18 protein-coding genes are annotated in these 20131 nt (G+C 57.1%); 13 read left to right on the top strand and 5 right to left on the bottom strand.

Translation table 11 applies throughout. From position 1 onward, the window contains the following. The first annotated feature begins 26 nt into the window (after positions 1–26). From EPD59_RS09715 to EPD59_RS09670, 11 genes are all read left to right on the top strand, one after another. Entirely contained in the window at positions 27–2399 is a 2373-nt protein-coding gene (locus EPD59_RS09715; protein WP_133272606.1) for an eCIS core domain-containing protein, read from the top strand. Between the two features lie 92 nt (positions 2400–2491). Beyond that, positions 2492–4015 carry a hypothetical protein gene (locus EPD59_RS09710; protein ID WP_133272605.1) on the top strand — a complete coding sequence of 508 codons (1524 nt, stop codon included), beginning with the start codon at positions 2492–2494 and terminating at the stop codon, positions 4013–4015. Positions 4016–4176: 161 nt separating this feature from the next. Beyond that, the gene (locus EPD59_RS09705) at positions 4177–5352 is read left to right on the top strand and encodes an ATP-binding protein (protein ID WP_205703515.1); all 1176 of its coding nucleotides are present in this window, start codon (positions 4177–4179) and stop codon (positions 5350–5352) included. Between the two features lie 544 nt (positions 5353–5896). Beyond that, complete coding sequence (locus EPD59_RS09700) at positions 5897–6256, top strand: protease pro-enzyme activation domain-containing protein (RefSeq protein WP_133272604.1); 360 nt, start codon at positions 5897–5899, stop codon at positions 6254–6256. A 12-nt stretch (positions 6257–6268) separates the two neighbouring features. Then, complete coding sequence (locus EPD59_RS09695) at positions 6269–7828, top strand: S8 family serine peptidase (protein WP_133272603.1); 1560 nt, start codon at positions 6269–6271, stop codon at positions 7826–7828. 307 nt (positions 7829–8135) lie between these two features. Then, on the top strand, positions 8136–8756 hold the full coding sequence (locus tag EPD59_RS09690) for a hypothetical protein (protein ID WP_133272602.1): 621 nt from the start codon (positions 8136–8138) through the stop codon (positions 8754–8756). A gap of 71 nt (positions 8757–8827) precedes the next feature. Beyond that, complete coding sequence (locus EPD59_RS09685; RefSeq protein ID WP_133272601.1) at positions 8828–9703, top strand: phosphotransferase; 876 nt, start codon at positions 8828–8830, stop codon at positions 9701–9703. 5 nt (positions 9704–9708) lie between these two features. Continuing rightward, positions 9709–9951 carry a hypothetical protein gene (locus EPD59_RS09680; protein WP_133272600.1) on the top strand — a complete coding sequence of 81 codons (243 nt, stop codon included), beginning with the start codon at positions 9709–9711 and terminating at the stop codon, positions 9949–9951. A 14-nt stretch (positions 9952–9965) separates the two neighbouring features. Beyond that, entirely contained in the window at positions 9966–10946 is a 981-nt protein-coding gene (locus EPD59_RS09675; protein ID WP_133272599.1) for a T3SS effector HopA1 family protein, read from the top strand. 58 nt (positions 10947–11004) lie between these two features. Then, the gene (locus EPD59_RS21575) at positions 11005–11466 is read left to right on the top strand and encodes a hypothetical protein (RefSeq protein ID WP_165963536.1); all 462 of its coding nucleotides are present in this window, start codon (positions 11005–11007) and stop codon (positions 11464–11466) included. Next, positions 11373–12290 carry a lanthionine synthetase LanC family protein gene (locus EPD59_RS09670; protein ID WP_165963535.1) on the top strand — a complete coding sequence of 306 codons (918 nt, stop codon included), beginning with the start codon at positions 11373–11375 and terminating at the stop codon, positions 12288–12290. Before EPD59_RS21575 ends, EPD59_RS09670 begins: the two co-directional genes overlap by 94 nt. Positions 12291–12646: 356 nt before the next feature. Here EPD59_RS09670 and EPD59_RS09665 read toward each other — a convergent pair whose 3' ends face one another. Then, a complete protein-coding gene (locus EPD59_RS09665) occupies positions 12647–14836 on the bottom strand; it encodes a glutamine synthetase III family protein (RefSeq protein ID WP_133272597.1) in 2190 nt (729 codons plus the stop codon). Between the two features lie 239 nt (positions 14837–15075). On the opposite strand from EPD59_RS09665, the gene EPD59_RS21570 reads away from it, so the two are divergent. Together EPD59_RS21570 and EPD59_RS09660 are read left to right on the top strand one after the other, a co-directional pair. Next, positions 15076–15324: a hypothetical protein gene (locus tag EPD59_RS21570; RefSeq protein WP_165963534.1), complete on the top strand. Its 249-nt coding sequence runs from the start codon at positions 15076–15078 to the stop codon at positions 15322–15324. Further along, positions 15255–16949, top strand: coding sequence for an LTA synthase family protein (locus tag EPD59_RS09660; protein WP_133272596.1), 1695 nt, complete (start codon positions 15255–15257; stop codon positions 16947–16949). The genes EPD59_RS21570 and EPD59_RS09660 overlap by 70 nt, the downstream gene beginning before the upstream one ends. A gap of 16 nt (positions 16950–16965) precedes the next feature. On the opposite strand, the gene EPD59_RS09655 is transcribed toward EPD59_RS09660, so the two are convergent. The 4 genes from EPD59_RS09655 to EPD59_RS09640 all read right to left on the bottom strand — a co-directional run bounded on the left by EPD59_RS09655 (position 16966) and on the right by EPD59_RS09640 (position 20034). Then, positions 16966–18195 carry a DUF3570 domain-containing protein gene (locus tag EPD59_RS09655; RefSeq protein WP_165963533.1) on the bottom strand — a complete coding sequence of 410 codons (1230 nt, stop codon included), beginning with the start codon at positions 18193–18195 and terminating at the stop codon, positions 16966–16968. 62 nt (positions 18196–18257) lie between these two features. Continuing rightward, positions 18258–18491 carry a DUF4266 domain-containing protein gene (locus EPD59_RS09650; RefSeq protein WP_133272594.1) on the bottom strand — a complete coding sequence of 78 codons (234 nt, stop codon included), beginning with the start codon at positions 18489–18491 and terminating at the stop codon, positions 18258–18260. Beyond that, the gene (locus tag EPD59_RS09645) at positions 18488–19573 is read right to left on the bottom strand and encodes an FAD:protein FMN transferase (protein ID WP_133272593.1); all 1086 of its coding nucleotides are present in this window, start codon (positions 19571–19573) and stop codon (positions 18488–18490) included. Before EPD59_RS09645 ends, EPD59_RS09650 begins: the two co-directional genes overlap by 4 nt. Positions 19574–19578: 5 nt before the next feature. Then, the gene (locus tag EPD59_RS09640) at positions 19579–20034 is read right to left on the bottom strand and encodes a thioredoxin family protein (RefSeq protein WP_133272592.1); all 456 of its coding nucleotides are present in this window, start codon (positions 20032–20034) and stop codon (positions 19579–19581) included. Between the last annotated feature and the right edge of the window lie 97 nt (positions 20035–20131).

The raw sequence follows: 20131 nt of genomic DNA, 5'->3' as shown, positions 1-20131 counted from the left end.
GTTGTTTAGCCAAGCCCGAAATCGGAATGAAAATTAAGGCAGCAAAGTCGGTCCATGTCACTCCCCCGTTGGCGGCCACGCAGACGGCTCAGCCGTTCTTTGCGCAAGCCGGTCGGAGCGATTTTTTCCGACCCGCCAAGCCCGCCACCCACACCCATCCTGCGCATAAAGTACTGCGCCCGGCCGCTGATCGGCCCGATCTAGTAGTGCAGGGGCGAGCAAGTACGGCGCCGCTCCCGGGGAGCGGAGCACCCCTACCCGAGGCCTTTCGGCGGGCGGCGGAGCGACACCTGTCGGCCGATTTCAGCTCCATTCGTTTGCACCAGGATAAGCAGGCTACGGAGCTTACGCAGCAGCTGCAGGCGCAGGCGGTGGTTTTTCAGGAGCACCTATTCCTGGGCCAGGGTGAATTTCAACCGGCTGCGGCGCCCGGGAAAAGCCTGCTGGCCCAAGGGCTTTACCACGCCTGGCAGGAGGGCGCGGTCAGGGTAAACCCCAGGGAGCAACCCGCTCCAACGCCCCTGGTTACGCCCACCGAACCCGCTGCTCATTCACCTGCCCAACCCCATCCGGCTACTACTGAAACGCCAGCGCTGGGGGGCAAAACTAGCGAGGGTAAACCTCAGATTTCAGGCACCGCTGGTCCCGAAACAACTCCGCAGCAAGGCCCCGAAACTGAAGACGCCCAAGAGGCGCAAACACCAACTCAAACGGCGCCCAAAACGCCGCAGGAGGACCCGGAATTTGGGAAAGTAATTACCCAAACCCAGCACGTAAAAAAGGCTCAGCAAGGGCATAAGTCACCCGAAGTAAAAAACACGGCGGTGGCCGCGTCGGCGCACCTTCCGGTGGCGGAGCAGAAAGCCTACAACGACCGCAAAAAACACCTGGAAGTCATCAACCAAACGGCCGCTACGAACAAGGACGCCACCAAAAAATTTACGGCCGCGCAGTTCAAAAAGGTATTGCAGGCCCAGCTCAACGAGCTGGAAAAGAAGCTACCCCACAGCAAGAGCGACGCGCAGCGGTTCAAGCAGGAGAAGCCGCTGGAGGGCATCAAAAACAACGTTCAGAAACAGGTTAAGGAGGAAAACAAAAACGTCGCAGCGCCCATCACCGCCGAAACGCACAAGCCCGCGCCGCCCGACAGCCAGCTGCCAACCCACCAGCCCACACCCTTGGTGGAAGAAAAAGCCGGCGCCAAGCCCCCACTCATCGACCCGGCCGCGGCCGCGCCCAAGCCCCGAACGGACGCCGAAATCTCGCTGGAGCAGGACAGCCAGTCGCTGGATGCGTTGATGGCCAAAAACCACAACACCGAAGAGCAGTTTGCCGCTTCCAATGAGCCCAAGTTTCAGCAGGCCCTCGCCACCAAAAAAGGCGCGCAGGCCCAGGCAGCGGCGGCTCCCCAAACATATCGGGCCGAGGAGCAACAGGTAATCGGCGGCGCTCAGCAGCAGGCCCACAAAGAAGCCAAGGCCGATTTCAGCATGATGCACGCCTTGCGTAGTCAAGGATTCAAAACGGTATTCACCAAGCAAAGTGCGCACGACAAAGCGGATAAAGACGAGCAAAAGCGCATTAAAGGCGAGCTGGAAACGATTTATAACGGCACCAAAAAAGAAGTTGAAGACATCTTTACCGCCCTGGGCAAGTACGTGGAGGACACGTTTGAAAAGGACTCCAGAGATGCCAAAGATGCCTTCGAGAAGCGGGTGGAAAAGCAGCTGGATGCCATTCATGGCTGGGGCGTAAAGGCCTTTTTCTTCGGCGAGGATACCGAGGCTATTGAGAAGGTATTTGAGGCCGAGAAGCGAAAGTTTATTGATGCCATGGACCTCACGATTGGGGCCATTGCCCAGCGCGTTGCCGACGATCTGAATAAGGCGGTGGACGCTATTCAGCGGGGGAAAGCGAAAGCCGACACCTTTTATAATGGCCTGAGCACCAAGCAGCAAACGCTGGTAGGCGACGCCATGGAAACCTACCGCGTGCAGTTCGCCAACCTGGAGTCGGGCGTGGCTGAAAAGCAGACCGAGCTGGCCCGCAGCCTGGCCGAATCCTACAAGAAAGACGTGGACTCCCTGCGCCAAGTCTTTGATAAAATCTACGAGGATGTGCGCAAAACCTGGATTCAGCGGGCGGCAGAATTCATTAAGGAAGTCGCCCTGACGATCTATCGGTTGGGCGAATTGCTGGTGACCGTGCTGGTGCGCGTCGCGCACGTGATTGGCGACATTCTCGCGCATCCTATTCGGTTTCTGGAAAATCTGGCGGCGGGTATCAAGCAAGGGTTTGCCACGTTCGTCGAGAACATCGATACGTTTCTAGTGGAGGGCTTCTTTGCCTGGCTGGGGGGCAAAGTTGGCGGGGCGGGCATCAAATTGCCCCCAAGCTAGATACGGCCGGCCTGTTTAGCTTAGCCCTGCAAGTCATCGGGCTGACGTACGACAACTTCCGCGAAATTGCCCGCAAACGTCTCGGCGACCCCGTGTTTGCCGCCATCGAAAAAGGGGTGGAGGGCGCCCAGGAAGTAAACAAGCTGATCCAGCTGGCCCGCACCGACATCGGGGCACTCTGGGTGCATATCAAAGAAGTGCTGGCCAATACCGTGGATGAGATCTTCGAGAAAATCAAGAAAAAGGTACTGTACGAGACGATCAAAAAGGTACTGGCCTATATCGTCACGCTCTTCAACCCGGCGGGGGCATTTATTAAAGCCGCGCAGGCCATTTATGCTGGCATCACCTTTCTGATGGACAACATCGAGCGCATTGTGGCTTTGGTCAATGCGTTTCTGGACGGGGTGGAGATGGCGGTGCGGGGCAACATCGGCGGCATTGCCGCGAAGGTGATTTTTGGGTTAAAAAACGCCATCGTGGCCGGCATTGACTTTCTCGCCAAGCTACTGGGGCTGGGCAACTTAGCCGACAAAGTGCGCACCATTATCCGGCAGCTGAAAACGCCCGTTGATCGGGCCCTGGGCTTTGTCGTGGATAAGGTGCTGCAGCCGGCGGTCAAACTGCTGCAAAAAGCGGGCAAAGCAGTAGTCGGGGCTGGGGTGCCAAAGGACCCGGCGCAGCGCCTGGAAGCCGGCCTGAGCGCGGCGGTGGCCGTCGTGAACGCCATATCGGGTCGCCGGATTGGGGCGGCGGTCATTCGGCCCCTGTTGACGGCTATTCGACTTCGGTATCAGTTTCAATCCCTGGACGTGGAAGCCAGAGGCGGCCGCTGGTTTGTGGTGGGGCAGTTGAACCCGAGAGGAAGCAAGCCATCCGAAAAAGAACCAGCCGATGCCCCCGCCACGCCAGGCGCGGCTCCGGTAGCGGCGCCATTGCTAGTGGCTCCCGGCAGCTGGATTGAGAATTTGCAGGCCAAAGGCTTTGAACGCGTTAGCAGCTCGGGAAGTGTTCTAAAAAGAAGTAAAGAAGCTGGGGTCACTACCCTTTCCTTCTCCACTACCACCCTGAATGGCGGCTCCAACACGCATTCTTACGCCGGTGAAGGCACCAGCTGGCGGCGTCATAATTTCCGGCACTCATCCAACTTAGTTACCCTGGTGGGGAGTGGCGTCAACTTCGTGTTGCTGCCTCAATTTCATCATCGGGAGTACATCCGGGAGACGCTTTACACGGATACCGCCGCCAGCCGGGCGGGCATCAAAGCTCGTTTGCTGCCCGCCCGGCTGGTTCCGGGCAGTAAGGACAAATTCTTGAGCCAGGCTTCGGCGGCGCTGGAAGCCAGTCACGGCTACACTCAGACGCTACACGGCGAGGCGGTTATTCCGGTAGCGCACGCCTCCCCCGACCATGACCCGGCCATTGCGGAACACTGGAGCTTTGGCGGTAAAGGCAACACCCCGGGAAACAACCTTGCTCAGGCGGCACGCGAAAACTGGAACCGAAATTTGACTACGTTTAAGCTCATGTCTCTGAAGGCTAACCTAAGCCTAGGCAGCCGGGACACAAGGTATACCAACCAGGTGGGGCCTGATTTCAGAGGCCCCGGCGAGTAGATTAATCGATGCGGCGGTATGATGAACAACCTCACCTTGGCCCTGGAGTATTTGCGGGCGTATACCGTCTGGCGCCTGACCTTAGTACCGAGTGAGCCGCCTACCAAGCCCCCACCAGACCCTCGTTCGATGCCAACGAAGCCACGGTTTTTACCTCCCTAGTGGCCCAGACCCAGCTTAGCGAAGTCGAACTGCTCTATTTAATGATAGCGCTGGCCCCGCATTTACAGCCGGGTTTTTTCGATGCACTAATCCGTGACTGCCTGCCAGATGGTGGAGAGTTGCCGGAGTTTGGGGGCGTAAGGGGCGCCAACCACCGCGGCCTGCTACCAACGGGCGAAACGGCGCTGTATATTCTGGCCGGCAACGACCTAGAAAAGCGCCTGGCGCTGTACGACTTATTTAACCCAAAGCATTTCTTTGCCCGAGAACACATCATTGCCTTGGAAGATCCGAAGCCGGGCGAACCGCACCTGAGTGGCCGCCTTATCCCAGATTCGGAAGTTATGGAGTTGCTCATAACGGGCACCGTCAGCCCGCCCCGGTTTAGTATGGAATTTCCGGCCGAGCACATTCGTACGGAAATGGAGTGGGATGACCTAGTGCTCCACCCAAACACGCTGCAGCAGATTCAGGAAATTCGGCACTGGATTACGCACAGCGAAACGCTCCTGCATAAGTGGGGCATGCGCAAAAAAATCAAGCCCGGCTTTCGCGCGCTTTTCTACGGCCCACCCGGCACCGGCAAAACGTTAACTGCCAGCCTGCTGGGGAAAAGCACCAATAAAGACGTTTTCCGCATTGACTTGTCCCGTGTGGTATCCAAGTATATCGGCGAGACGGAGAAGAATCTGGCCACCCTTTTTGCTAAGGCTGAAAACAAGGATTGGATCTTGTTCTTCGACGAGGCGGATGCCCTCTTCGGCAAGCGAACCGACATTCGGGATGCCCATGATAAGTACGCCAACCAGGAAGTGGCCTACTTGCTGCAACGCATTGAGAGCTACAATGGCCTCATCATATTGGCTACGAACCAACGCGGCAACATCGACGACGCGTTTGTGCGCCGGTTCCAGACGATTATTCACTTCCCAATGCCCCGCGTTGAGGAAAGACACCGCATTTGGCGCAGCACCTTCCCGCCCCAGCTTCAGATAGCCGATGATATTAACTGGCTGCAGGTGGCAGCGCGCTACGAACTCACGGGTGCCGGTATTTTGAACGTAGCCCACTACTGCGCGATTGAGGCCCTAGCGGATAAAAGCAATCTTCTCACGCTCCAGCACTTAGAGAAGGGGATTCTGCGGGAGTATGCCAAAGAAGGAAAAGTAGTATAGGTTCTGGATGCATCGACTACCCTTTGATTGGAAGCTAAGCCCGCCGAGTGCCGCGTTCCCGGCAGCGCCACGAACTGGCATTCCCTACGTGATGGGAAAGTCGGACCTGCTAGGACCTTCACGCCTCACTAGGTGAACCCGCCGACTACGTTGCAGCATAAGCAAACCCAGGGGCTGAGCGTACGATACTGGATCTACCAGATCTGGCTCCGAGCAAGGGCTGCCACCTTTGCAGCCCCACAATTTCAGTGATTTCAGTGTTGGCACTGATGCAACGCCGCCACTCCTGCCGTAGCTTAGAAGCCTACCGGGGGCAAATTCCGAAAGGAAATAGGCTCCATTCTGCTGCTGCACCCGGGCGTGATGCAGTGGTTGTTTCTGGGGGGTAAATAGCCAAACCATAACCCCAAGGCGACGCCTGCGGAGTTTAGTTATGTAAGCTACTACCCTACAAAACACAACAGCCGCTTGATGATCAAACCATTGCAAGCCAATTACATGAATTTATAGAATCATTGCACCAGGCCGCTAGCGAACGCCAGCTATGGAATCAACGGAACGGGTATATGCTCAGGTAGTGCTACAAGCCACGTCAGGTCAATCGGCAGCCAGCACGACGGCCACCAGCGCGCAAGTAGACGAGGTACGCCCTAGCAAGGCCGCGACAGAGCAGGCCGTAGACTTTTTGAAAAAAGCGGGCTTTCGCGTTGAACAGGCTGGTATTTCGCTCTCCATATCTGGTTCAAAACAACAATTTGAATCCGTTTTTGGCGTCCACCTGAGCGCTTATGAGCAGGGTGGTCAAACGTATTACCGCCCCGACCACCCAGCCCATCTCCCGGCCACGGCACCATCCTGCGTGCAGACAATCGTATTTGCCGAACCACGCCAGTACTTTAACTAAGCGGTTAGCATCATGGCTAAAGTAACGAAAAGCAAAGTTTTGTTTGCCCATGCTTCCGTGCATTCCATTGGTGGTAAATCGTTATTCAGCGCGCACCCGAACGAGATTCGGCCCCAGACCGTGCAGGCCTTTCGATCCGAGAAAGAGCTGACGGCTCAGGCCGTGCAGCAGCTACAGGCCAGTGGGTTCAACGTGCTACAAGTCAGCCCTACCACTATCGCTATTGCGGCGCCCGTTGAGGTATACGAAACAGCCTTCAAAACCAAGATTACGCGCCGCGAGGAGCCCGTCGTGAAGGAAGAAGGCAAGGAGACCACGGCGGAGATGTTCGACTCGCCTAGCACGGATGTGCCCGGCCTGATCGACCCTGGCGGCAGTCCTTTCGCGGACGTGCTCGAAGGGGTATCACTGAACCGGCCGGTTTACTACTTCGCCAACAAATTTGCGCCGCCAGTAGGCTACTGGCACCTACGGATTCCGGGCGACGTATCGCTCGGGCTCAATGCCGACCGCGCCCACCGCGCCGGATTTACGGGCCAGGGCATCCATGCGGTAATGGTCGATTCGGGTTGGTACCAGCACCCCTACTTCGTTGCCCGGGGCTACCGGATCAACCCCGTGGTGCTCGGGCCGGGCGCAGCCGCCCCCGAGCACGACGAAAATGGCCACGGCACGGGCGAGTCAGCCAACCTGTTGGCTGTCGCCCCGGACGTGGCTTTTACCATGGTCAAGATGAGTTTTGTGGATTCGGCCGGTGCCTTCCAGGCCGCCGTCGCCCTGAATCCGCACATCATTTCCTGCAGTTGGGGGTCAGACGTCCAAACTGGTCCGCTCCGCTCCGACGACAACGTTTTGGCTGCCGCAGTTGCCGACGCGGTGCGGCGGGGAATCATCGTCGTCTGCTCGGGCGGGAACGGTCACTTTGGTTTTCCTGGCCAGCATCCCGACGTGATTGCCGCGGGGGGCGTTTTCTTACAGCCAGACGGCTCGCTTAGAGCCAGTGACTACGCCAGCGGATTTGCCAGCTTGGTTTTTCCAGGTCGCACCGTGCCGGATGTGTCCGGCTTGGTGGGCATGCAACCCCATGGCGCGTACATCATGCTGCCGGTAGAGCCCAGGAATCAGATTGACACGGGCGGCGCGGGCGGCGTCCATCCCGCCAGGGACCAGACGTTATCCTACGATGGTTGGGCCGCTTTTAGTGGCACTTCGGCCGCTGCCCCACAGCTGGCAGGCATCTGTGCGCTAATGAAGCAGGCCAATAGCTCGCTCACGCTGGCCGATGCCCGCGCCATTCTCCAGCGTACGGCCATCGACGTGACCCTGGGCAGCAGCCATCCCCGCACCGGCGGGGTTGCGGGGGTTGGCCCCGACCTAGCCACCGGGGCCGGGCTAGCTGATGCTCACAAAGCGACCATGCTCGCCCGCCTGCGGGCGGTAGTGCTGCCCCCAGGTACCGGGGTGGCGCCCCTTACGACGCCGGCCGATCCATCGACGCTGTTGGCCCCGGGTAAGCTGACGATGGACGAGTACCAAGCTTTTGAAGACATGCTGCTGGGAATCAGTCATTAACTACCTCCCGACAGCAGTATTTCTATTCCCAACTTCAAACTATATATGCCATGGAAAACCAAGAACAAAGTAGGTTCGAGTACGACGAATGGATCGAGCAGGTACGCCCCGACCTACGCAGTACGGACCAATTAACGCTGTTACAAGGCTTTATCGGTCGGTCGTCGGAGAGCGGACACCTTCGGGTATACTCCGACGAAAGTTTGAACAACTTCGTGGAAGTGCCGGAAGACGCGATTGTACATGCCGTGAAGTTAAGCGAGGCCGACTCGCCGCTGGGGGCAGCAAGCTCTGGCTCCGCTCCGATGTGGTGGTCACCTATGGCGACCCCAAAGCGGCGAACCGCCCGAGAACCACCTTCCTGGAAGGTGACCTGATGCAGCAATACGCTACCCAATACGGTGGGGGCTATGATGCCATGGGTGGGGGCTACGATGCCATGGGCGGCGCAGGAGCTTTCGGCGGCCAGTTCGAACCCGCGGGTGGTGGCCAAGGCGGCGGACAGTTCATGGCGACGGTTCCGGCCATTCAGTGCGTACAACCCGTCCGGACGGTGATTGGTCCCAACTGTCCGGGGCCGGTGTTGCAGACCTCGGTCCGGACGATATGCAGACCTCTCACCTGTCTGAGAACCGCCTGTGGGCCAGTCACCTGCCTGAGAACGGCCTGTGGGCCGCAAACCTGCTTAAGAACTTTGTGCGGGCCGCAAACCTGCCACCCGATTATATGCGGCGGTATACCCTGCCAGTTCACCTCACGCCCCCCCATTACCATTACCATCACGGGCCCCACAGGTACTATCACTGGGCCAACAGGGACAATTGGTGGGGGCCCTATCGCTCAGCCAGGCGGCGGCTTTATGGGTGGGCAAGGCGACCCTAACATGGGCGGCTACTACGGGACTTTCAATCCCTATATGATGTACTAATCTTTAACTTAAAAAGGGCGAGTATTGGTACCGATCACCAATGCTCGCCCTTTTTCTTGCTCTTCCCGTGCATGCTGCTAACTGGATTTAACATCGCCTATTATTTACTGGACAAAGGGTATCTCACTCCTGATGCCATTCTGGACGGCACGTTTACGGCGCACCAGACATCCAGCCGCAACGCTAACTACCTGATTAATCGGGATAGTGAACCCAATGATGGGGCAGATCGGGCGTTGTTTGTCAAGCAGGTGCAGAATTGGGATCAGGAGAAAACGCAAACGCTCCGCACCGAAGCCACCTGCTATTGGTTGGCCAACAACGAAGCGGCGTATGCACAGCTTAACACCTTTTTGCCCCGCTTTATTGAGTTTGATCACCCCAATCACATTCTCATCACCGAGGCGGTACCCGGAAGCATTAATCTCCACGACTTCTACTTACAAGAGCGGCAGTTTCCACTTCCGCTGGCCACCCAGCAGGCCGAGCTACTCAGCTCGTTTCACCAACGCACCATTACCGCCGAGCAGGATTTGCCCAGCTTCCGGCTGTTTCGGCGGCAGCCACCGGTAGTGTTCGTATGGAGTGCCTCCAACTTCGCCAACTACAACCCTCAGCAAAGCGAAGCGGAACGGCAGATGATTCACCTGATCACGGACAACCACGACTACATGCAGCGGCTGCAGGCCGTGCGCGACCAGTGGCAGATCAGCAGTCTGACGCACGGCGATATAAAGCCCGCTAACTTCTTGATTCATCGGGACGCTCTGCAAACGAATCGCTACGATTTGCGGCTCATCGATTGGGAAACCGCCGATATTGGGGACCCTTGCTGGGATGTGGCCGCGGTATTCCAAAGCTATCTTTTCTACTGGGTAGTGCACGAGCCACTCTCCCCCCAGCGGCCCAGTCCCCTGCTGCTAGCAATACCTACGGCTTCTCCTTAGAAGCCATGCAGCCTTCCATTCGGCAGTTCTGGGAAGTATACGCGCAGCGCATGCGGTGGTCGGCCGAAGAAACGCGCCAGAACTTGCAAAAAACCGTGGGCTACTGTGCGCTGAAACTGATTCATACCTGCTACGAAAGCATTCAACAAGCCCCAGCCATGCCGCCCCACAGTGCCCGCCTGCTGCAGCTTAGCCTGAATATGCTCCGCTCACCCGATGAGGCCATTCGGCAGGTCCTGGGACTGTAACCTTTCTTCCGGCTATGGCGACCTCCTACCAGCACCAACTTGACACTATTCTAGGCAGTGTACTGATTGATTCGGCCCAACGACAAATCAAGATCGCGCGGGCGCCAGCACCCGTTGACTTCGCACCGGATACCCTACGCCCCACCCTAGCCGGGGTGTTGTACCAGCATTTCTACCACGCCGACGATGCGCCAGGCGCTTTACCCGCGGCGGCACCCGATCTATCGTTTGAGGAGCGATTACGTCGTCATAATCACTCTACCGAGCGCTTCGACCTGCCGTGGATAGTGGAAGAGGTCGACCAAGCGGGGGTTGCGTACGCTACCAAAGGCAATCAGAAGCGCATGCTGTATCCGGGCGAATACGTGTTCAATACCCCGAAGCGGGGCCCCGTGCAACCGGGGGACGTTCTTCGGCTACTCGCCCGCGCCGAACACCGGGACGCTAAGAGCGGTTTTTATTTTGTCTTCGGCCAAACACCAGGCGACGATTCGATAGCGCTTCAAACCCGGATTTACTTCCATCTGACCGCCGACGGGGCCGCTCCGCTGACCGCTTGGATAACGCAGACGCTCAATGCGTATCGGGTACCGTTCCAGTTCAAATGCCTCAATCGCTCTGACCTCTACGGCCGCAACGATTCGGCCGTGCTCTACCTCCAAAAGCCGTTGGTAAGCTTCGTGCTTCAGCTACTGGCCGATGATGTGAGCCATTTTGCTCCCCACTTGCGTTCCTCCGTGCCGCTATTTACCCGATGCTTGATGCCCGGTATTGCTTTCGCGGAAAGCCCGCCCAACCCCAACGAAAGCTTTGGCACCAGTCGGTGTGGGCTACTGGCCCAAGGCATTGCTAACGCGGTAGAGGCCCAGCTTCCCTCCAGCCACTATGCCGAGCGCGTGCAGGCGGTCTTTGAGCAGGTTGGACTTTCGTTGGAGCACCCCTATCTTAATCCTCGTTCCCACTATCCTTACCATTTTCCGGCGGCTTTCGCCTAGCCTCACCAGCACAGCAATTCTTAGTTTCCTTCTTCTGCCCCGGGTGCTCTACCGCGTTATGGAAACCGCCTTATCTACTGCTCAGGCCAACCCAGCTACTACGCCCGCTAGCGGTGCGTTCCTCGAAACGGCGGCCGATATCGGCCGGAGCCTGTGTCGCGACGCTATCTGGCACGGTGACCGCTGCAACTTCTTGACCTCCACCAATGACCCCGCCTTTACCTACCCTAAACCTTATTTTAAAGCGCTGGAAGCGGATTTTTACGGCGGCGCGGCGGGAGTAGGCTTTTTTTTAGCCGCCCTCGGCCATGCGACCAACGACGCCCTCGTTCGCCAAACCGCTCTTGGCACCTTGCGCAATGCCCTGCTTACCGCCCACCGAATTGCCCCCAGGCAGCGCTGGGATTCTTTGTCGGCCGCACGGGCGTGGCCTATGCCGCCATTCGGGCGGGCCAGTGGCTCCACGATGAGAAGACACTATGGGAGGGGCGCCAGCTGCTGGAGCACGTCACGAGCTTAGACCTGCACCTTACCGGCCTCGACGTAGTGGATGGGGCCGCGGGGGCTATTCCGGCGCTCATCCAGCTGGAAAGGGAGTACCCCTCCCCTGCCCTTCGTTCCTTTATTGTACAGCTGGCCGATCAGTTGGTTTCCAAGGCCGACCGGTCAGCGCGGGGTTGGTCCTGGAACACCATCACCGGCGGGGACCATCCCAACCTCACGGGCTTTGCCCATGGAGTAGCGGGGATTGTGAATGCGCTGCTGGAAGCGTACGCCTTCACGCAGAATCCGGCCTATCAGGAAGCCGCATTCCATGGGCTGCGCTACGAGAATAGCTTTTTCGACCAGCAACAGCAAAACTGGCCCGATTTCCGGCTAACAGGTATACAAGATCCGGCCAATGGCGGCGGATATGCGGCTGGCCCCACTTGCTCGTGTGCGTGGTGCCACGGGGCACCTGGCATTGCGCTATCCCGCCTCCGCGGCTATGAACTAACGCTTCATCCGGCCCTGAAGGCCGAGGCCGTAACCGCCGTAAAAACCACCGCTGCGCATTCGACCTGGGATCAGCAGCAGAATTTTTCGCTCTGTCATGGGCTGAGTGGTAATGCCGAGGTGCTGCTGGAGGCCGCCGATATATTAGCCCTTGCTCAATACCAGCAACAGGCAGCGGCTATTGGCCAAGCAGGTCAGGAACGCTACCGAACGACGGAGTTATGGGCCACCGGCTTGTATAACGCGTATCAGCTACCCGACTTTATGCTCGGCTTAGCCGGAATCGGGTATTTCTACCTACGACTCACTAATCCCCATGTGTATCCATCTGTTTTGTTACTGAGGTGATTCGTTACCCAGAGCACAACTTCTCGAAGGAGCCAAAGTCAAGCCCGTCACTTTTACGTGTCGCGTAATAATGCTCGCTGAGCGACCAATCGAAATAAAGATTTGGATACTAGTCATGACCCTATGAGAGAGGGTTTATACACGGGCAACCTCTGTCCTCTCACTATCATTGTTGGGGTAACTCCAGATTGATATAGTTACCCGAAATGGCCCTTACATGCCGTAAACACGATTCTTATTAGTTTTGGCTAGGCACCCAAACAAAAAAGCCGTCCCCACCCGGAAACGGCTTTTTTACTAGTCTCGGAACCGGAGAAAATTCCCACCCAACTCCGGCCCGATCCTGTTCGCTGGGCTTAGTGCCGGAACATCAGTTCGCGGTACTTTACCAGCGGCCAGTCCTCATCGGCCACCATTAGCTCCAGCTTGTCAGTGGAGCGGCGAATGGCGTCGAAACATGTTTTCACCTCGTCGCAGTAAGCAATAGCTCGGTCGCGGGTGTCTTCAATTTTATTAACTCTTTTGCGGCGCTCTACCATCTCATCCACGGTGGTTTTGATAGTAGAGATGTGGCGCGAAATGGCTTTGATAGTGTCCACCGTCACCTGCGAGAACTCATCATCGAGGCCCAGCTCGCGCAGCCCACGGATATTAGTGATTAGCTTGGTTTGATAAGCCAAAGCAGTCGGAATGACGTGGTTGATAGCCAAGTCGCCCATCGTACGGCTCTCAATCTGGATTTTTTTGATGTAATCCTCCAGCAAGATCTCGTGGCGGGCGTGCAGCTCTACAGGCGAAAAAATGCGGTGACGACCAAACAGATCAGCAGCATCTTCGCGAATCAGAGCATCGAGAGCTAACGGGGTGGTGCGCACATTGGCCAGGCCCCGACGATTGGCTTCGTCTTCCCACTCCTGCGAGTAGCCATTGCCTTCGAAACGAATAGCTTTGGAAGAAATCACGTACTCGCGCAACACCTCCACAATAGCTACTTCCTTCTTCTTGCCCTGCTCAATCAGCTCATCTACCGACTCTTTGAAGTCAATGAGCTGCTCGGCCACGATGGTGTTGAGCACTGTCATTGCCGAGGAGCAGTTGGCGGAGGAACCCACAGCGCGCAGCTCAAACTTGTTGCCGGTAAAGGCAAATGGCGAGGTACGGTTACGGTCGGTATTGTCGAGTAGAATAGCTGGAATCTTATCGATACCAAGCTTCAGGTAAATATTGTCGCCCTTATCCAGCGGCAGTTTGGCCGTGCGCTCCAGCTCGTCTAATACGGAGTTCAATTGCGAACCTACAAACACCGACATGATAGCCGGAGGTGCTTCGTTGGCACCTAGGCGGTGATCATTGGAGGCCGAGGCGATGCTGGCGCGCAGCAAATCGGCGTAGCGATGCACGGCCTTGATGGTTGTAATAAAGAAAGCCAAGAACTGAAGGTTTTCTTTCGGACGACGACCGGGAGCCAGCAGGTTTACGCCTGTATCGGTGCTCATCGCCCAGTTGTTGTGCTTGCCTGAGCCGTTTACCCCAGCAAAAGGCTTCTCGTGCAGCAACACCTTGAAGTTGTGCTGCTCGGCCACACGCTCCATGATATCCATCAGGAGTTGGTTGTGATCGACGGCTAGGTTGGCGTCCTCAAACGTGGGGGCGCACTCAAACTGGTTGGGGGCTACCTCGTTGTGGCGCGTTCTTAATGGAATGCCTAGGCGGTTGGCTTCTTCCTCGTAGTCAAGCATGAAGGCGTGCACCCGGCTGGGGATAGAGCCAAAGTAATGGTCTTCCAGCTGCTGGCCTTTGGCGGGCGCGTGCCCAAAGAGGGTGCGGCCGGTCATTACGAGGTCTGGGCGGGCATCATAGAGAGCCTTATCGACAAGGAAGTATTCCTGTTCAATGCCCAGAGTGGTATTTACCCGATTTACGTCTTTGTCGAAGTACTGACAAACGTCAACCGCGGCCTGCTCGAGAATAGCCAATGACTTAAGCAGCGGCGCTTTGTAATCGAGTGCTTCGCCGGTGTAGGCCACGAAAATAGTGGGTATACACAGCGTTTTGGCACCAGCAGTTTCGATAATAAAGGCCGGGGAAGTTGGGTCCCAGGCAGTATAGCCGCGTGCCTCAAAGGTATTGCGGATACCACCACTAGGGAAGCTCGACGCATCCGGCTCCTGCTGCACCAACGCTGAGCCCTTGAAGTTTTCAATCGGACGACCGTCGGAGTTCAGATCAAAAAATGAGTCGTGCTTTTCGGCGGTAGCACCGGTGAGCGGCTGAAACCAGTGCGTGTAGTGGGTAGCGCCCTTGGCCATAGCCCAGGTTTTCATGGCCGAGGCCACGGCGTCGGCCACGCTGCGCTCTACGGGCGTGCCTTGCTTGACGGCCGATTGTAGCTTTTTAAAATACTCGCCCGGCATCGTGGCGCGCATTGCATCCAGATTGAACACATTACGGCCGAACGTATCGGAACGACGCTCCCCAGACTGAACAACCGTCACGGGTCGACGCTGATCTACAAGTTCGAGGGCTTTAAAGCGGAGAATTGCCATGTAAAGTATAAGCGGGGTTAGTATTAATAAGGCAAATGTAGATCAACCACGTATTATTTTCCAAATACCCTTAAAAATTTAGGGTCTATCGGAAATATTTAGTCAGTTTTCAGCTAAATGACCCAATTATTTAATTGCTAATTGAAAATTATCACCAAGAGGGTAGTGATAGTCCGCATCATTGGCGAGAGGCTGCCTTCTGTAGTTTCAACCTCGCCTCACTGCGCTACCTTTGCGGCGTGAGAAACCGCTTTGCCTTCCAGCCGTGGTATTTTTTGTTCTGGCTGATTTTTTTCGTCGCCGTAAGGGCTGTTTTCTTGGGCTATCACTCGGCCAAAACGGCTGAGCTGTCCTTCAGCACAGTGGGGGGCATTTTTGGCTACGGCCTGCGCCTGGACGCTTCTACCGCAGCTTATTTGTGCATAGTACCGTTTGCTTTGCTGCTGGGGGCAATTTGGCCGGTCCGCGCTTCCCTACCGACCGACTGATTCGCTTCTACACCGCAGTGATGGGTGTGGTGGTTAGTGTCTTTACCGTGGCCGACTTAGAGCTGTATCGCGCCTGGGGCTTCCGCCTCGATGCTACTCCGCTACAGTATATTGACTCGCCGGCGGAAATGGTGGCCTCGGCCGGCAGTGCGCCCGTGCTGCTGCTGGGGGGCATTTTTGGGGGTTTGCTGGTGCTGGGCTGGGTTCTGTATAAAAAACTAGTGGGCCGTCTGACCGCGCTGCCAACTGGGTTTGGGCGGGGCCGGGCGGCGCTAGTGAGCCTGCTGCTGCTGGCCTTGCTGGTGGTACCTATGCGGGGCGGGGTGCAGCAAATCCCGATCAACCAGAGCGACGTATATTTTTCCAGTCAGCCCTTCGCCAACCACGCGGCCGTAAATGTGCCCTGGAACGTGCTGAACTCTCTGCTGCTCAAGAACAGTGGCCCGAACCCGTACCGGTTTATGCCCGATTCCACGGCTCAGCGCCTTGTCAAGCAGCTTTATCCGGCGCCAGCTATCGCAGCAGCCGCTGACTCTGGCCACTACAATATCCTGCGGACTTCACGGCCTAATGTGCTGTTTATCATCCTGGAAAGCTTCACGGCCAAGTTTGTAGCCAGCACGGGCGGCGAGCGAGGCGTGACGCCCACTCTGGATAGCCTGGCCCGCACCGGCGTAGTCTTTACCAATTTGTACGCCAGCGGCGACCGAAGCCAGAAAGGTCTTGTGGCGCTGCTCAGCGGCTACCCCAACCAGCCGACGGGCAGCATTATTAAGGTACCGCGCAAAACCGAACGCCTCCCCCATTTGGCGCGCTCCTTCCAGCAGGCTGGCTACCGCAGCTCCTATTATTATGGGGGCGAGCTAGCCTTTGCCAACATGAAAAGCTACCTCGTGGCCGCGGGCTACGACCAGTTCACCGAGCGCACGGATTTTGCCCCCCAAGAGCAAAACTCAAAATGGGGCGCCCACGACCACATCCTTTTCAACCGAATCCTCACTGATTTAAGTCAGAAGGCGGCCACCACCCAGCCTTTCTTTCTCACGGCTTTCACTCTCAGCAGCCACGAGCCCTTTGAGATTCCGATTCCGCCGAAATTTCCTGGCACCAGCGAAACGGCGCTGTTTCGTAACTCCGTGTATTATACCGATTGGGCGCTGGGCCGCTTCCTGCGCCAAGCCAGCCAGCAGCCCTGGTGGAACAATACGTTGGTGGTGATGGTGGCGGACCACGGCCACCCATTGCCCGGCAATTCTGCCAATGAAAGTCCGGCCAAATTCCATATTCCGCTGGTGCTCGCTGGCGGGGCGTTGCGTCCGGAAGTGCGGGGCCGCGTTGTAGCTGAGTTTGGCGCGCAAACCGATGTGGCTACTACCTTACTCGCTCAACTTAACCTGCCAACCAAAGAGTACGTTTGGGGCCGCGATTTACTACGCCCGGGGGGCAAATCCTTTGCGTTTTATAACTTCAACGATGGTTTCGGGATGCTTACCCCCACTGGCGCCGTCACTTACGACCATGTCGCGCGGCGCGTGATTTCGCGTGATGCCGGGGTGCCAGAGGCCCAGGTGCAACAGGGTCAGGCGTATCAGCAACTATCGTTTGAGGATTATCTTCAGAAGTAAACTAATAATCAGAACCTTACGGCATCGTAAACGATAAGTCGGCGCTGATCAGGTTAGCCGTCAGTCCCACGCTCTGGCGGTAGTAAGCATAGCGCACTTCCAGGGCTTTAAATTTGGCTACGCGTCCTTTGAAGGGCGTTTTGAACCGACCGATACCGTACACGGGCGAATAGCGTACTCCCAGCCCTATTTTGTTAGCGGAAAAAGCGGCCAGGTCGTAATCGGAAGTGAAGTATTGGTCGCTGATGGAGTGATCCAAATAAGGGGCGAAGTAGTTGGCGGCCGTCTGAGTGTGGTAGCGGTAGAACGGGTAAAGCACAAAAAACGGCGTCACTTTTACGGGCGCTTCCAGCTCCAGCGTATGCGCCGTAATGCCGAAATTATCGTTGTAGAAACGGTAGAAGCCGCGGAACTGCAGCAAGTCGGTGGCGTAGTAATTCAGTCGCAGCCCCACCGGGTATTTGTAGCGCTGACGAGGCAGCAATTCTGCCCTGGCCGTTCCAAAATTGCCCCCCGTTTCCCGAAAATACACCCGATGAAAGGGCGTGCTCAGCAATCCTCGCTGCGCCACCAGCTCGGTGCTCACGGCTACCTGTAGGCGCCGATTAATCACCTGCGAATACACCACATTCAGGTTGTAGCTCTGGCGCGTATCGAAGCCGGAGCCGTGCTCACCCCCGCCATTCACGCGCAGTTCAATGGGCAGAATGAGGGTAGCGCGGTCGAAAAAGGCCTGGCCAGCCACGCTCAGCTCCCGGTTACCATCGGCTGAGGCGCGTGCCCAGGAGCCCGTGACATTAAAAGAGGTATAGTCGTATTCTTTGGAAAAGCCTCCGCCCACTCCCACAATGGTACGCTTATCGGCGAGCTGGCGCGCGAGGCCCAAATCGAGGTGGTAGCGGGTGTCTTGGCTGGAGGCCGACGATAAAACCTGGTCAATCCGATCGGTGGAAGCAGAGGAGTAATAATCCATTCCCAGGTTGGCCGAAACACGCGTGACCGAGTCCAGAGGCACATTCAGGATGATTGTCGGCGTCACATCGGTCAACTGCTGCGTGCCGATGCCACCTTCCACGGCCCCGCGGTTGCCGTCCTGGGAGTAGTAGCTGGAAAGAATATTAAGCTCGGTTTCGCCGTGGTTGCTGGGGTTGGCCGGACTGGGTGCCGTGGTAGCCGGCGCACCGTAGCCGTCTACGCGGTTGGGGGTAGGCGTCACCTGCGTCCACCCTAGCATAGGAAGCAACAACAGGACCGCAGCAAGAGAAAAAGGGGTTGCGCGTAGCATGAGCGAGGAAATCAGACCAAAGATTAATTGCAGCCGCAGCCGCCCCCTACTTTGCCGCCGTTGGCACCGCCCGCGCCTTCGCGGTAGCTTTCAACATTGGTCTCGTAGGTTTGAATGCGCTTATTGGCCAGCTGCATATCCTCGTCATTGAGGTAGACTTTTTGGTAAGCGGCTACCGATACGCAGCCGGTAAGGGCGCTGCTGCTGAGCAGAAAAAAGCCCCCCAGCGCCAGCCAGGTCAGTTTAGGATAGCTCATGGCTTGGGAGAGGAAGTAGCCGCCGACGCTGGTTGGCCGGCATCTTTGTAATAATTGACTTGCATGCCCCTGGAAGTCAGCGTGCGGCCATCGTTGGTAATAAGCGTGCAATCCACGCCTTTGAGGCGATTAATAAAGGCTAAGCCTTCCTCCGGGCCCTTCACAAATACCACCTCATCGAGGCCGTCGGCCAGCTCTACATCGGGGCAAATGATGGTCACGGAACGCAGCCCCGTGGCCGGATAGCCGGTGTGCGGATTAATGATGTGGCCGTATTGCTGACCTTGCACCGTAAAGTACTGCTCGTAGTTGCCGGCCGTCACCACCGCCACATCCGATACGGTCAGCCACGAGGATACCGACTGCGGGTGGGCGGGGTCGCCGATGGCAATGCGCCACAGGGAGCCGTCGGCCTGCCGCCCCCAGCACGATACATCGCCCGAGCCGTTGATCAGGCCGCCAGCAATACCCAGTTGTTTCAGCAGCGCCTGCGCGCGGCGCACGCCATAACCTTGCAGAATGCCCGCCAGATTCATGCGCATGCCTTTGTCTTGCAGCATCACGGAGTGCTTCGCGGGGTCGAGCAGCACTTTGCGGTAATCGATGCGGGCCACCGACGCTTTTACAACCTCTGGCGCGGGCAGGGCGTGTTCCTGACGGTCAAATTTGTAGATTTTCTCCCCGCCGGCAAACGTAATATCGAAGGCGCCACCACTCAGGGTCGAAAGCTTCAGTGTGCGTTGAATCAGATCGAAAACCTCCTGATCGACCACCACCGGGTGCAAACCAGCGGCCCGGTTCACCTGCGTAATCTGCGAAGTAGAATCCCAATAGGAACATAACCGATCGATGCGCCGAATTTCCTGGAGCCCTGCCCGGATGGCCCGCCACGCCAGCGAATCATCCGCCGACACGGCCGTGATAGTGAAGTGTGAGCCCATAAGCTGGGCGCTGCCGGTAAAGTTGCGGGGCTTAGGCGCGGCCGCAACGGAGGAAATTTGCCCCCCCATTAGCGTTAGCAGCAACAGGACCAGAGCCGCTCGCGCCAGGAAGCCCTTAGGCCAATTTAGAAATGTGCGCACGGGGCTTATTTTTTGGCCAGCAATTGTGTGAGGTAGGCATCGTAGGCGGCAGCTCCCCCGGGTCGGTACCCAGTTTTGGCCAATACCTTGCCCTCAGGCGACAGCAGCACGACCAGGGGAAAAGAGCCTTCCTTGTTCAATTGAGCGGCGGCTTCTTCGTTTGATTTCATCTGGGCAGCGGGCAGCTTATTTTTCTTGCTGCGCGGAAAATCAAAGCGGGCCAGCACGAAGCGCTGTTGAGCGTACCGCTGAAACTCCGCCTGATCGAATACTTCCTGCTTCAGCATGATGCACGGCTTACACCAATCGGAGCCCGAAAAGACGGCCAGCACGGGCTTGTTGGTGGCTTTTGCTTGCTGTAAGGCGCCAGCGAGGTCGGTATTCCATGTAATGACCGGCGCTTGGGCCCTGGCATCGCAGAAGCCAAGCATGGAAAGCAGGAGCAGAATGACAAATCGCATGACGGCGGCGGCTTAATTTGAGATTAAATTTAGATTAAAATCTTTACTGCATACAATTTCACCGGCTTTTAAGTTTGCGTTCTAGGCTTTGTTTTAA

This window comes from Hymenobacter radiodurans, from assembly GCF_004355185.1.
GTDB lineage: Bacteria > Bacteroidota > Bacteroidia > Cytophagales > Hymenobacteraceae > Hymenobacter > Hymenobacter radiodurans.
Note: the sequence above shows the minus strand (reverse complement) of the source record. Positions and strands in the feature narration are given on the sequence as shown.

Bases quoted from the DNA above. Each gene is read 5' to 3' on its own strand.
- EPD59_RS09665 (WP_133272597.1), bottom strand. From the start codon at position 14,836: ATGGCAATTCTCCGCTTTAAAGCCCTCGAACTTGTAGATCAGCGTCGA.
- EPD59_RS09675 (WP_133272599.1), top strand. From the start codon at position 9,966: ATGGCGACCTCCTACCAGCACCAACTTGACACTATTCTAGGCAGTGTA.
- EPD59_RS09700 (WP_133272604.1), top strand. From the start codon at position 5,897: ATGGAATCAACGGAACGGGTATATGCTCAGGTAGTGCTACAAGCCACG.
- EPD59_RS09640 (WP_133272592.1), bottom strand. From the start codon at position 20,034: ATGCGATTTGTCATTCTGCTCCTGCTTTCCATGCTTGGCTTCTGCGAT.
- EPD59_RS09695 (WP_133272603.1), top strand. From the start codon at position 6,269: ATGGCTAAAGTAACGAAAAGCAAAGTTTTGTTTGCCCATGCTTCCGTG.
- EPD59_RS09650 (WP_133272594.1), bottom strand. From the start codon at position 18,491: ATGAGCTATCCTAAACTGACCTGGCTGGCGCTGGGGGGCTTTTTTCTG.
- EPD59_RS09680 (WP_133272600.1), top strand. From the start codon at position 9,709: ATGCAGCCTTCCATTCGGCAGTTCTGGGAAGTATACGCGCAGCGCATG.
- EPD59_RS21575 (WP_165963536.1), top strand. From the start codon at position 11,005: ATGGAAACCGCCTTATCTACTGCTCAGGCCAACCCAGCTACTACGCCC.
- EPD59_RS09715 (WP_133272606.1), top strand. From the start codon at position 27: ATGAAAATTAAGGCAGCAAAGTCGGTCCATGTCACTCCCCCGTTGGCG.
- EPD59_RS09685 (WP_133272601.1), top strand. From the start codon at position 8,828: ATGCTGCTAACTGGATTTAACATCGCCTATTATTTACTGGACAAAGGG.